Genomic DNA, 11997 nt, shown 5'->3' on the forward strand with positions numbered 1-11997 from the left:
GCGGCTCAGCCGAGCACGAGCTCGCGGTCGACGAGCCCCGCCGCGACCGGCGTGTGCGAGATGAGCACGACGGAGCGGCCCGATGCCGCGTCGAGCAGCTCTGCGAGCAGGGCGTCCGCCCGCGCGCGGTCGACGCTCGCGGTCGGCTCGTCGAGCACGAGGACGTCGAAGTCCGCGAGCATGGCCCTGGCGAGCGCGATCCGGTGGGCCTGGCCGCCCGACACGAGCGCGCCGCGCTCCCCGACGGGCGCGTCGAGCCCGCCGCGCTCGCGCATCCACTCGCCGAGGCCGACACGATCGACCACTGCCTCGAGCTCGGCGTCGCTCGCGGTGTCCCGGGCGAAGATGAGGTTCTGCCGGATGGATTCGTCGAAGAGCCAGGGCCGCTGCTCGACGAGCCCGATGCGGTCGCGCAGCCGGTGGGCGTCGAGCTCGCGCGCCTCGATGCCGTCGACGCGGTAGGAACCGCCGTACTCGAGGAACCGGACGAGCACGTGGGCGAGCGTGGTCTTGCCGCTGCCGCTCGGGCCTCGCACGAGCACGCGCTCGCCCGGGTCGAGCACCAGGTCGATCGGCTGGAGGGCGCTCGGCCGCCCGGTCTCGGACGCCCCGGGCCAGTCGGCATGCACGCCGTGCAGTTCGAGCCTCGGCGCGGGTCCGCCGGCCGGCAGTACGCGCGGCGCCTCCGCGGGCACGGGGAGCTCCGGCGGCACCTCGGCCGGCACCGCACGGGCGACCCGCTCCGCCGCCGAGCGCGCGACGCGCCACGCCGCTGCCGCGGGCGGGATCGCCGCCGCCACCTCGGCGACGGCGAGGGGCACGAGCGCGAGGATCGCGAGCGTCGGCCCGTCGATGGCGCCGTTCGAGAGGACGGGGGCCGCGAGCCAGAGCGCGACGGCCGCGCCGATGCCGCCCATCGCCGCGACGGCGGCGGCCACGGCCCCGGCGGCGACCGCCCGCGCCCGCGAGACGCGTCCCAGTCGGCGGGCGAGGCCGTCGATGTGGTCGAGATCGGCGTCGGCGGCGCCGTACGCGAGCAGCAGCTCCCTCGTGCGGAGGTGTTCGACGACCGCCTGTTGGAGGCGGCCGCGCAGCGGGGCGAGCTCGCGGTCGGCCCGCGCACCGGCGCGGTGCTGGGCGAGAAGCGCGAGGCCGATGCCGGCCACGAGGACGAGCGCGAGCCCGGCCGCCGCGCCGGGCGCGAGGAACGCGATGCCGGTCACCGCGGCGACGAGCACCACGAGGGCGCTCACGACGGGCTGCACCACGCGGAGGGCGAGGTTCTGCAGCTCGTCGACATCGCCGACGAAGCGGGCGAGCAGCTCGCCGCCTCGGGTCGCCGGCACGCCGTCCGGGGCGACCGGCAGCATCCGCTCGTACACGCCGGCGCGGACGGCGGCGAGCTGCCGGAACGCCGCATCGTGCCCGGCGAGCCGTTCGAGGTAGCGGAACACCGCGCGGGAGAGCGCGAATGCCCGCACCCCGACGATGCCGAGCGAGAGGAAGAGGATCGGCGGCTGCTCGGCCGCTCGTGTGATGAGCCAGGCGCTCGCGGCGAGGAGCGCGACGGCCGAGCCCCCGGAGGCGATGCCCGCGAGCATCGCCGGCAGGAGCCGCGGGATCGGCGGCATCGCCTCGCGCAGCACGCGACGGGTGGCGGGATCACTTCGCGACACGAGCGGCCTCCCGGAGCTCGACGGTGCGGTCGGCGGCGGCGACGAGCGCGGGGCGGTGGCTCGCGACGAGCACTGCGACGCCGTTCTCAGCGAGCCGGCGCACGGCGGCGGCGAGCCGGGCCTCGTGTCCGACGTCGAGCGCCGAGCTCGGTTCGTCGAGGACGAGCAGCCGAAGTCCCTCGGCGCGGGCGCGGTGCCAGGCCCGGGCCACCGCGATCCGCTGCTGCTGGCCGCCGGAGAGCCCCGCGCCGTCGGCGCCGACCGGGTGCCCGGCGTCGAACCCCACGGCCAGTTCAGCGAGCGCCTCCTCGAGCAGCGATTCGGGCGCGTGCTCGCTGCCGAGGCGGACGTTCGACGCGACGGTGCCCGCGCGCAGCAGCGGCTGCTGGCCCGCCCAGGCCACGCGCGGCCGGGCCGCCGGCCCCGCGGGGACGCCGTCGACCCAGGCCTCACCATCCGCCTCGGCGAAGCCGAGCAGCGCGGCGATGAGGCTCGACTTGCCCGCACCGCTCGGCCCGACGAGGGCGACCACCTCGCCCGGCGCCAGTTCGAGGTCGACGGGAGCGGCGACGGCACGGCCGTCGCGCAGCGCCGCGAACCGCTCCAGCCGGAGCACCGCGGTCCCGCCCGACCGCGCCGAGTCGGGCGCCGTCGCGGTGCGTGCGGCCGAGGCATCCGTCCGCTCCCCCGCCTCGAAGCGGTCGAGCGCCTCGCCGGAGGCTTCGAGGCCCTCGGTCGAGGCGTGGAAGGCGGCCCCGACGTTCCGCAGGGGCAGGAACACCTCCGGTGCGAGCACGAGCACGAAGAGTCCCGCCAGCAGGCCCATCTCCCCCGAGACGAGGCGCAGGCCGATCGACACGGCGACGAGCGCGATCGACAGGCTCGCCCCGAACTCCAGCACGAAGCCGGAGAGGAAGGTCACCCGCAGCACGCGCATCGTCTTGCCGCGGTAGGCGTCGGTGGCGCGCCGGATGCGGCCCAGCTGGCGCTCCGCGCGGTTGAAGACCACGAGCGTGGACAGGCCGCCGACGATCTCGAGGAAGGCGGTGGAGAGCTGCTGCAGCCCCTCCCACTGCCGCTGCTGGACCTGCTTCGTGGCCAGGCCGATGAGCGCCATGAAGATCGGCAGCAACGGCAGCACGATGACGAGGATGAGGCCGGAGAGCGGATCGGCGAGCCAGACCGCGACGAGCAGGATCGGCATCGCGACCACCGTGAGCACGAGCTGCGGGAGGTAGCGCCCGAAGTAGTCGTCGAGCGCGTCGAGCCCCGGTCCGAGCAGCGTCGCGAGCCTGCCCGTGCCGGCGGGCGCGCCGACGCCGCGATCAACGGATTCCAGCACCGCCCGGCGGAGCTCGGCCTTCACCCGCACCGCCCCGGCGGCGCCGGACCACTCCCACACCCACGCCGCGAGCGCGCGGACCACGACGCAGCCGACGAGCAGCAGCATCGCCCAGCCGAGCTCCGCCAGCGGGACGCCGGCGACGAGATCGGTCACGAGTCGGGCGAGCGCGTACGCGAAGCCGATGACGGCGACGGCCTGGACGAGCGCCACCGCGCCGCCCGCGGCGAGGAACCCGCGGGCGGCGCCGGAGCGTCGGATGAGGCGAGGGTCGAGCGGTTTCACGTCAGTGCGCGGCCGCCTCGATGGTCTGCCTGGTGACGCGCTTGCGGAAGATCCAGTAGGTCCACGCCTGGTACGCGAGCACGAGCGGCAGGAAGATCAGCGCGGTCCAGCTCATGAACGTGAGCGTATAGGGCGTGCTGGAGGCGTTCGCGATCGTGAGGCTGTTCGCCGGGTCGTTCGATGCGGGCATCACCTCGGGGAAGAGCGCGGCGAAGAGCCCGATCACGGCGGCCGCAATCGTGAGCGCCATGAGCCCGAAGGCCAGGCCCTCCTTCCCGCGCGTGTTCGCGAGCACGCCGCCGATGAGGGCGACGGCCGCCACGGCCGCCAGCGCCCAGAACCACGCGGAGCCCTGCGCGACGCCCGTCCACAGCAGGAACGCGGCGGCGACGACGATCGTGATGACGCCCGCCTTCGTCGCGAGGCGCTTGGCCCGGGCCCGCAGCTCCCCCTCGGTCTTCAGCGCGATGAACACGGCGCCGTGCGTGAAGAAGAGCAGCAGCGTCGTGGCGCCGCCGAGCAGGGCGTACGGGTTCAGCAGGTCGAAGAGCGTGCCGATGTAGTTGTGGTCGGCGTCGAGCGGCACGCCCTGCACGATGTTGGCGAAGGCAACGCCCCAGAGCAGCGCCGGCACGGCCGAGCCGACGATGATCATGCGGTCGAACCAGGCCTTCCACTGCGACTCCGGCCGCTGGTGCCGGTACTCGAAGGACACGCCGCGCGCGATGAGCGCGAGCAGGATGAGCAGCAGCGCGAGGTAGAAGCCGGAGAACAGCGTCGCGTACCACTCGGGGAAGGCCGCGAACAGCGCGGCGCCGGCGACGATCACCCAGGTCTCGTTGAGATCCCAGACGGGGCCGATCGTGTTGATCATGACCCGGCGGTCGGTGTCGTCCTTCGCGAGGAAGGGCATGGTCATGCCGACGCCGAAGTCGAAGCCGTCGAGCACGAAGTAGCCGACGAAGAGGAAGGCGACGATCCAGAACCAGAGCACGGCGAGATCCATGACGAACTCCTTCTAGTAGACCGTCGAGGGCTGCTCGACGCGTCCGGTCTCGGGGTCGGGGGCGCCGATCTCGGGCGGCCCCTTCCTGACGGCGCGGATGATGAGGCGCACTTCCACGACGGCGAGGATGCCGTAGATCAGCGTGAAGGCGGTGAGCGAGATGAGCACGTCGAGGCCCGTGACGTTGGGCGACACCGCCGACTCCGTGAACATCTGGCTGAAGACGATCCAGGGCTGCCGGCCCATCTCCGTGAAGACCCAGCCGACGATCATGGCGCCGAGGGAGAGCGGGAAGCTCCAGATGGCGACCTTCCACACCCACTTCTGCTTCGGCATCCGGCCCTTGCGGGTGAGCCACAGGCCGACGACCGCGACGAGGACGTGCGCCATGCCGAGCCCGATCATCCAGCGGAACGCCCAGTAGGTGACCCAGATGATCGGCGTGTAGTCGCCGGGGCCCCACAGCTCGGTGTACTGGGCCTGCAGGTCGTTGATGCCTTCGACGCAGCCGTCGAGGCTGTGCGTCGACAGCAGCGACAGAAGGTAGGGCACGCGGATCGAGAAGAGCTCGTTCGTGCCGTCCGGCGTGCCGAGCGTGAAGATCGAGAAGGAGGCGTCCGCGCCGCACACGGTGTCGTAGGTGGCTTCGGCCGCGGCCATCTTCATGGGCTGCGTCGCGACCATGGCGAGGCTCAGCTGGTCGCCGAAGAAGGTGGTCAGCGCGCCGGAGACCACCATCGCCCAGAGCCCGAACTTCAGGGCCGGACGCATCGTGTCGAGGTGCTGGTTGCGCGAGAGGTGCCACGCGGCCGCCGTGATGATGAGCCCGGAGGACACCATGAACGCCGCAGCGATGGTGTGCGGGAACGCCGCGAGGGCCACGGGGTTCGTCAGCACCGCCCAGATGTCGACGAGCTCCGCCCGGCCGCGCTCGGCGTTCACCTCGAAGCCGACGGGGTTCTGCATCCAGGCGTTCGCCGCGATGATGAAGTACGCCGAGACGATCGAGCCGACCGCGGTCACCCAGATGGTGGCGAGGTGCAGCTTCTGCGGCAGGCGGTTCCAGCCGAAGATCCAGAGCCCGATGAACGTCGCCTCCAGGAAGAAGGCGAGCAGGCCCTCGAGCGCGAGCGGCGCGCCGAAGATGTCGCCGACGAAGCGGGAGTACTCCGACCAGTTCATGCCGAACTGGAACTCCTGCACGATGCCGGTCACGACACCCATGGCGAAGTTGATGAGGAAGATCGAGCCGAGGAACCGGGTGATGCGCAGGTACTCCACCTTCGCCGTGCGCACCCAGGCGGTCTGGAAGATGGCCGTGGTCGTGGCGAGACCGATGGTGAGCGGCACGAACAGGAAGTGGTAGACGGTGGTCAGACCGAACTGCCACCTGGCCAGCAAGAGCGGATCGAGCAGATCATTCACAGGGTGCCCCCTTCGCGGCCGTCCGGGCCCGAGCGGATGACTTCTACACTTCGTAGAAGCCTGCGGCACCCATTCTTCTACTCGATGTAGAAGAAGTGCAAGTCACGCAGTACGATGAAGCAATGGCAGGTCTTGGCGAGCTCGAACGAGCGGTGATGGAAGAGCTCTGGACGAGCGATGCCGCACTCACGGCCAAAGAGGTGCGCGACCGGCTCGTGCTCACCGGTTCCGAGAGCGGCCGCTCCCCCGCGACGACCACGGTGCTCACCGTGCTGTCCCGGCTCGAGCGCAAGGGATTCGTCTCCCGCTCGCGCGACCAGCGCCCGCACCGCTACCGCGCCCTGCTCAGCCGGGCCGAGCACACCGCGGAGCTCATGCACGAGGTGCTCGACTCCTCGCACGACCGCGACGGCGCACTCGCGCGCTTCGTCGGCACCGTCACCGCCGGCGAGGCGCAGACCCTCCGCCGCCTCCTCGACGAGCTCAGCGCCCGGCGCTGACCCATGCTCGTCGTCGCGGCCGTGCTCGCCGCCCTCGCGATCACCCTCGCGTGGCCGGCCCCGCTTGCCCTCGCGAGCGCCGCGTGGCCGGCCAGAGCACCCGCGCTCGCCCTCGCCCTCTGGCAGGCCATCGCCCTCTCGGGCGGCCTCGCCATGATCGGCAGCCTGCTCGCCTTCGGCGCCTCGGCCTCGGGCTCGCTCCTCGCCGGCCTCCACGATCTGCTCCCCCACCTCGTCGACGGGCCGATCCCCGAGCACTACGGCGTGTTCGAGATCGCGGCGCTCACGCTCGCCGCCGGACTGGCCGTGCACCTCGCGCTGAACCTCGCGCTGACCGCGGTGTCGGCGGAGCGGGAGCGGCGTCGCCAGCACCAGCTCATCGATCTGCTGAGCGAGCCCCTGCCCGGTCAGCCCGGCACCAGGGTGCTCGCCCACCCCGTGCCGCTCGCCTACTGCGTCCCGGGCCTGCGCACGGCGACGGTGCTCACCGACGGCCTCATCGGCGCGCTCGAAGAGGACGAGCTCGCCGCGGTCGTGGCGCACGAACGCACCCACCTCGAGCAGCTGCACCACCTCGTGCTGCTCTCCTTCCGCGCCTGGCACAGCGCACTGCCCTGGTTCCCGATCGCGAATCGCGCCGAGCGCGCCGTCTCCACGCTGACGGAGATGCTCGCCGACGACGGCGCCCGGCGCACGACCGGGGCCGAACCGCTGCGCCGGGCGGCCGAACGCCTCGGCGCCGATGCGGAGCCCTTCGCCTACGCGGACGCCGGCGGCGTCCGACCCGACCCCGACCTCCTCGAAGCGCGGCTCCGCCGCCTCGAGGAGCCCGTCCAGCCGCTCCCCCTCGTCGAGCGCGCGGGAATCGTGGCGACGGCGGTCATCCTCGTCGCGACGCCCATCGTCTCGATGTTCGCCATCCTCGGCTGAGGCCCGGGCCGCCGCACGCCGCACGCCTCACCCCGCGGTACGGGGCGCACCCCCGGGTGATCACTCCCTGGTCGGATGTCCTCCCCAGCCGCGGCCCGTAGGCTCGGTCACGATGAACGAGCTGCTCGATTGGATCCTCGACACCGTCCAGAGCGTGGACCCGGTGCTGCGCACCGTGCTGGCGGGGATCGGCATCATGCTCGAGACCTCCGTGCTCATCGGCCTCATCGTGCCCGGCGACACGGTCGTCATCGTCGCCTCGACGGCGATCGAGAACGGCACGCAGTACGTGGCGATGCTCGTGACGGTCATCGTCGGCGCACTCCTCGGCGAGACGATCGGCTTCGTGCTCGGCCGCTGGTTCGGCCCGCGCATCCAGCACTCGCGGCTCGGCCGGCGCATCGGCGAGGCGAACTGGCAGCGGGCGCAGCGCTACCTCGACCGGCGCGGCGGGCCCGCGGTGTTCATCTCGCGCTTCCTGCCGGTGCTGCACTCGCTCGTTCCGCTCACCGTCGGCATGAGCACGATGAGCTACCGCCGCTTCCTCGCCTGGACCGCGCCCGCCTGCGCGATCTGGGCCGCGGCGTACACGACGGTCGGCTGGGTCGCGGCGGGCAGCTACCGAGAGCTCAGCCGGGAGCTGCACTGGGCCGGCTACGTCTTCGTGGCCGTCATCGCGGTGTTCCTCGTCGTCGTCTGGATCGCGAAGAAGCTGATCCTCCGCTCCGAGGCCCGCCACCTCGACGACGACGCGGTGCTGGGCGACGCGGTCGTAGGCGGGGCGAGCTCGGCGGACGGAGCCGTCCTGCGCGACGGCGAGGCGGGCCCGCGCACGACGGAGGGGCCGGAACCCCGGGCGTGACCCGGGACTCCGACCCCTCTGCGAAGCTCAGAACAGCGACTTCTCGGCCAGCCAGTCCTTCGCGATCTGCGCCGCCGACTGCTGCTCGTTGACGCTCAGCGAGTTCAGCGCGACGAGGTCCTCGGGGGTGAGCGCCGCGCTCACCGTGTCGATGACCTTCGCCATCTCGTCGGTGACCTTCTCGCTCACCACGGGCACGACGTTCGAGGCGAGGAAGAGCCCCTCGGGGTCTTCCAGCGTCACGAGATCGTTCGCGGCGATGTTCGGGTCGGCGCTGAAGATGTTGACCATCTGCACCTGATCGTCGACGAGCGCCTTGAGGGTGAGCGGGCCGCCGTTGTCCTCGATCGGCGTGAAGGCCACGTCGACGCCGTACACCGACTTCAGCCCCTCCGGCCCGTACGGCCGGGTTGCGAGCTCGGAGTTTCCGCCGAGCGTGATCTTCGAGGTGACGTTCTTCAGGTCGGCGAGACTCTTCACGTTATTCGTCTCGGAGAACGTCTTGGTGACGTTGTACGAGTCCTGGTCGGTCGCGGGCGACTGTTCGAGCACGCGCAGCCCGTCGGGCAGCGCGCCCTCGAGCGCGGTGTAGACGTCGTCGCTCGTGGTCGCCGTGGTGTCGGGCTCGAAGAACTGCAGCAGGTTGCCGGTGTACTCGGGGAAGACGTCGATCGAGCCGTCCTCGATCTCGGGCATGTAGACCTCGCGCTGCCCGATGCGGAACTGGCGGTCGACCGTGAAGCCGTTCTCCTCCAGCGCCTGCGCATAGAGCTCGGCGATGATCTCGTTCGAGTAGTAGTCCTGCGAGCCGATGACGATGGTGTCGCCACTTGAGCCGCCCGGCGAGGACGATTCCTGGAGCGGGTCGCCGCCGGAGGCGCAGCCCGCGAGGGCGGTCATCGCGCCGACGGCGACGGCCGCCAGGGCGATGCGGAGGGTGGTGCGTGCCGTGTTCATACTGGATTCCCTTCGGTGATGGTGCGTCGGGCAGGGGTGCGCGTGCGCGCCGGCTCGCCGCCCGTGCGGGCGGAGCGGGCGAGACGCACCCCGGTCGGAGTGACGAGGCGCTGCAGCAGGGCGAACGCGCCGTCGACGACGAGGGCGAGCAGGATGACGAGGAGGGAGGCGCCGAGCATCTGCGCGTAATCGCGCGTCTTCAGCCCCTCGAAGATGAAGCGGCCGAGGCCGACGTCGGCTAGGTAGGCGACGAGCATCGCGGTGGCGATGACCTGCAGCGCCGCCGAGCGGATGCCGCCGACCACGATGGGCAGCCCGATGGGCAGCTCGACCTTGCCGACGATCTGCGTCTCGCGCATGCCCATCGCGCGGGCCGCGTCGACGGTGCGCCGGTCGACCGATTCGAAGCCCGCGTAGGCGCCGGCGAGCAGCGGCGGGATGGCGAGGATGACGAGCGCGAGCACGGGGGCGCGCAGGCCGATGCCGAGCCAGAGGCCGAAGAGCGTCAGCACGCCGAGCGTGGGCAGTGCGCGGAGCCCGCCCGACACCATCACGGCGAGCTGCTTGCCCCGGCCGGTGTGGCCGATCAGCCCGCCGACGGGGAGGGCGATGACGGCGGCGATGACGAGCACGACCGCGGAGACCGCCAGGTGCTGGAGCAACCGCGCCGCGATGCCACTCGGCCCGCCCCAGTTGGCCGGGTCGAGCAGCCAGGCGATCGCGTCGGCGAAGAGGTTCATGCCGGCTCACCCGCCTCGATCTGGGCGGCTTGCGACGAACTGCGCCGGCCGGGGGCCGCCCGTCGCGCCCAGGGCAGCAGCAGCCGACCCGCGAGCACGCTCAGCGCATCGAGCACGAGGGCGAGCGACATCGTCGCGACGATGCCCGTGACGATCTCTGCCACGATGCCCCGCTGGAACCCGTCGGTGAACAGGCTGCCGAGGCTCTGCACGCCGATCACGGCGCCGACGGTGACGAGGCTCACGGTGCTCACGATCACGACGCGGAGCCCGGCGAGCAGCACGGGCCCGGCGAGCGGCAGCTCGACCGCCCAGAACCGGCCGACGGCGGAGTAGCCCATGGCGGTGGCCGCGAGCCGGGTGTCGGGCGACACCGCGTCGAAGGCGTCGGCGGCCGTGCGGACCATGACCGCGACGCCGTAGAGCGTCAGCGCGACGACGAGGTTCAGCGGCGAGCGGATGCCGAAGCCCGTGATCGCGGGCAGCGCGATGAACAGCGCGAGCGAGGGGATCGCGTAGAGCACCCCGCAGAGCGTGAGCAGCACCCCTCTGGCCCACCGTTGCCGGTGCGCCAGGTAGCCGATCGGGATCGCGATCACGAAGCTCAGTATGATCGCCGGCACCGACAATGCGAGGTGCACGAGCAGCAGCTCGCCGACGAGGCCCAGGTTCTGGACGAGCCAGTTCACGGTTCGAGGACTCCCGCCGGTCGGCCGTCCTCGTCGACGACGACCCTGCGGCCGTCGACCTCCTCGAGCCGCAGGCGGCGGCGTCCGCGGTCGGCGCCGACGAAGCCGCTGACGAAGTCGTCGGCGGGGCTCGCGAGGAACTCGGCCGGCTCGCCGGACTGCACGACCCTGCCGCCGGTGCGGAGCAGCACGACCTGGTCGCCGAGGAGGAACGCCTCGTCGATGTCGTGCGTGACGAACACGACGGTCTTGCCGAGCTCACGCTGCAGCCGGCGGAGCTCCTGCTGCAGTTCCTGGCGCACGAGCGGGTCGACGGCACCGAACGGCTCGTCCATGAGCAGGATGTTGGGGTCGGCGGCGAGGCCGCGTGCGACACCGACGCGCTGCTGCTGCCCGCCCGAGAGCTGTGCGGGGTACTTCTGCGCGAGCGAGGCATCCAGCCCGACCGTCTCGAGCAGTTCCATGGCCCTGGCGCGCGCCGTCTGGCGGCGCGTCCCCGTGAGCAGCGGCACCGTCATGACATTGTCGAGCACGGTGCGGTGCGGCAGCAGGCCGGAGTTCTGCATGACGTAGCCGATCGAACGGCGCAGGCGCACCGGGTCGACCGTGGCGACGTCGGTGCCGTCGATGAGCACGGCCCCGCTGCTCGGGTCGACCATCCGGTTGATCATGCGCAGCAGCGTGGTCTTGCCGGAACCGGAGGTGCCGACGAGCACCGTGGTCGTGCGGGGCGGGACGACGAGGTCCACACCCCCGACCGCGACCGTGCCGTCGGGATACTGCTTGGTGACGCCGCGGAACTCGATCATGTTTCGCTCTCCCCCGCCCGGTGGGTCCGAACGCGAGGACCAGCCAAACATCATTCCGGCCGGCGGGCAACGCCTCCATCGGCGCGGCGCGGGTGCACTATGCTGCGGACTCGACCCTGCGACGTCCGTCGAGCGCGCCCTCGAGGTACTCCCGGACGACCCGCTTGGCCTCACCGAGGTAGCGCTCGTCGCCGGCGGGGTCGCGCATGAACGCGCGGTTCACGAGCGAGTCGACGAGCTCGATCGCGACGCCGAGCCGGAACCGCAGCTCCTCCCCGTCGCCCGACTCGCCGAACTCGGCCTCGATGACGCGCGCGAGCCGGTCGGCGAACTCGGGCTCGATGCCGTCGTCGCTGAGCTCGCGCTCCGAGCCGTGGATCACGCTGAAGCCCGGCTCGTCGCGGTACAGGTCGATGCACGCGTCGACGGCCAGCTCGACCGCGTGCCACCAGCCGTCGAACGTCGTGCCGTCGAAGAGGTCGGCCACCCGCTCGCGGTAGCGCCGCACGGAGCGCTCGCGGAGCGCGTGCAGCACCGCGACGCGGTCGGGGAAGTAGCGGTACACCGTGCCGATGGAGGCGCCGGCTCGCTCGGCCACCATCTGCGTGGTGAGCCGCTCGAAGCCGATCTCGTCGACGATCTCAGCAGCGGCGTCGAGCAGCGCATCGAGGCGCTGCGAGCTGCGACGCTGGGTCGGTTCGGTACGGACGGCACGCTTCCGAGCGTGGTCGGTACCGAGGATCAGGTCGACGTTCGACACGAAACCTCCTTGGACT

Annotated in this window: 12 protein-coding genes; 3 read left to right on the forward strand and 9 right to left on the reverse strand. The window is 72.0% G+C overall.

Translation table 11 applies throughout. The features are described from left to right. Positions 1-5: 5 nt before the first annotated feature. The 4 genes from cydC to ACFWE1_RS12085 are packed head-to-tail and all read right to left on the reverse strand — an operon-like array spanning position 6 to position 5734. Positions 6-1676 (reverse strand): thiol reductant ABC exporter subunit CydC, encoded by a 1671-nt coding sequence (gene cydC, locus ACFWE1_RS12070; RefSeq protein WP_376933676.1) that lies wholly within the window; start codon positions 1674-1676, stop codon positions 6-8. Beyond that, complete coding sequence (gene cydD / locus ACFWE1_RS12075) at positions 1663-3303, reverse strand: thiol reductant ABC exporter subunit CydD (RefSeq protein ID WP_376933677.1); 1641 nt, start codon at positions 3301-3303, stop codon at positions 1663-1665. The genes cydC and cydD overlap by 14 nt, the downstream gene beginning before the upstream one ends. Before the next feature lies 1 nt (position 3304). Then, positions 3305-4309 carry a cytochrome d ubiquinol oxidase subunit II gene (gene cydB, locus ACFWE1_RS12080; protein ID WP_376933678.1) on the reverse strand — a complete coding sequence of 335 codons (1005 nt, stop codon included), beginning with the start codon at positions 4307-4309 and terminating at the stop codon, positions 3305-3307. A gap of 12 nt (positions 4310-4321) precedes the next feature. After that, complete coding sequence (locus tag ACFWE1_RS12085) at positions 4322-5734, reverse strand: cytochrome ubiquinol oxidase subunit I (protein WP_376933679.1); 1413 nt, start codon at positions 5732-5734, stop codon at positions 4322-4324. 122 nt (positions 5735-5856) lie between these two features. Between ACFWE1_RS12085 and ACFWE1_RS12090 the strand changes: the two genes are divergently transcribed. The 3 genes from ACFWE1_RS12090 to ACFWE1_RS12100 all read left to right on the forward strand — a co-directional run bounded on the left by ACFWE1_RS12090 (position 5857) and on the right by ACFWE1_RS12100 (position 8026). Next, the gene (locus ACFWE1_RS12090) at positions 5857-6234 is read left to right on the forward strand and encodes a BlaI/MecI/CopY family transcriptional regulator (RefSeq protein ID WP_376933680.1); all 378 of its coding nucleotides are present in this window, start codon (positions 5857-5859) and stop codon (positions 6232-6234) included. Positions 6235-6237: 3 nt separating this feature from the next. Then, entirely contained in the window at positions 6238-7164 is a 927-nt protein-coding gene (locus tag ACFWE1_RS12095; RefSeq protein ID WP_376933681.1) for a M56 family metallopeptidase, read from the forward strand. Positions 7165-7276: 112 nt separating this feature from the next. After that, complete coding sequence (locus ACFWE1_RS12100) at positions 7277-8026, forward strand: DedA family protein (RefSeq protein ID WP_376933682.1); 750 nt, start codon at positions 7277-7279, stop codon at positions 8024-8026. Positions 8027-8053: 27 nt separating this feature from the next. On the opposite strand, the gene ACFWE1_RS12105 is transcribed toward ACFWE1_RS12100, so the two are convergent. The 5 genes from ACFWE1_RS12105 to ACFWE1_RS12125 form a co-directional block, all read right to left on the reverse strand. Next, the gene (locus ACFWE1_RS12105) at positions 8054-8983 is read right to left on the reverse strand and encodes an ABC transporter substrate-binding protein (protein ID WP_376933683.1); all 930 of its coding nucleotides are present in this window, start codon (positions 8981-8983) and stop codon (positions 8054-8056) included. Beyond that, the gene (locus ACFWE1_RS12110; RefSeq protein WP_376933684.1) at positions 8980-9723 is read right to left on the reverse strand and encodes an ABC transporter permease; all 744 of its coding nucleotides are present in this window, start codon (positions 9721-9723) and stop codon (positions 8980-8982) included. Before ACFWE1_RS12110 ends, ACFWE1_RS12105 begins: the two co-directional genes overlap by 4 nt. After that, on the reverse strand, positions 9720-10412 hold the full coding sequence (locus tag ACFWE1_RS12115; RefSeq protein WP_376933685.1) for an ABC transporter permease: 693 nt from the start codon (positions 10410-10412) through the stop codon (positions 9720-9722). The genes ACFWE1_RS12110 and ACFWE1_RS12115 overlap by 4 nt, the downstream gene beginning before the upstream one ends. Further along, complete coding sequence (locus ACFWE1_RS12120; RefSeq protein WP_376933686.1) at positions 10409-11221, reverse strand: ABC transporter ATP-binding protein; 813 nt, start codon at positions 11219-11221, stop codon at positions 10409-10411. Before ACFWE1_RS12120 ends, ACFWE1_RS12115 begins: the two co-directional genes overlap by 4 nt. A 97-nt stretch (positions 11222-11318) precedes the next feature. Next, on the reverse strand, positions 11319-11981 hold the full coding sequence (locus ACFWE1_RS12125; RefSeq protein WP_376933687.1) for a TetR family transcriptional regulator: 663 nt from the start codon (positions 11979-11981) through the stop codon (positions 11319-11321). Between the last annotated feature and the right edge of the window lie 16 nt (positions 11982-11997).

The sequence above is a fragment of the Agromyces sp. NPDC060279 genome, assembly GCF_042726785.1.
Classification (GTDB): domain Bacteria; phylum Actinomycetota; class Actinomycetes; order Actinomycetales; family Microbacteriaceae; genus Agromyces.

Bases quoted from the DNA above. Each gene is read 5' to 3' on its own strand.
- ACFWE1_RS12090 (WP_376933680.1), top strand. From the start codon at position 5,857: ATGGCAGGTCTTGGCGAGCTCGAACGAGCGGTGATGGAAGAGCTCTGG.
- ACFWE1_RS12120 (WP_376933686.1), bottom strand. From the start codon at position 11,221: ATGATCGAGTTCCGCGGCGTCACCAAGCAGTATCCCGACGGCACGGTC.
- ACFWE1_RS12105 (WP_376933683.1), bottom strand. From the start codon at position 8,983: ATGAACACGGCACGCACCACCCTCCGCATCGCCCTGGCGGCCGTCGCC.
- cydB (WP_376933678.1), bottom strand. From the start codon at position 4,309: ATGGATCTCGCCGTGCTCTGGTTCTGGATCGTCGCCTTCCTCTTCGTC.
- ACFWE1_RS12110 (WP_376933684.1), bottom strand. From the start codon at position 9,723: ATGAACCTCTTCGCCGACGCGATCGCCTGGCTGCTCGACCCGGCCAAC.
- ACFWE1_RS12095 (WP_376933681.1), top strand. From the start codon at position 6,238: ATGCTCGTCGTCGCGGCCGTGCTCGCCGCCCTCGCGATCACCCTCGCG.
- ACFWE1_RS12100 (WP_376933682.1), top strand. From the start codon at position 7,277: ATGAACGAGCTGCTCGATTGGATCCTCGACACCGTCCAGAGCGTGGAC.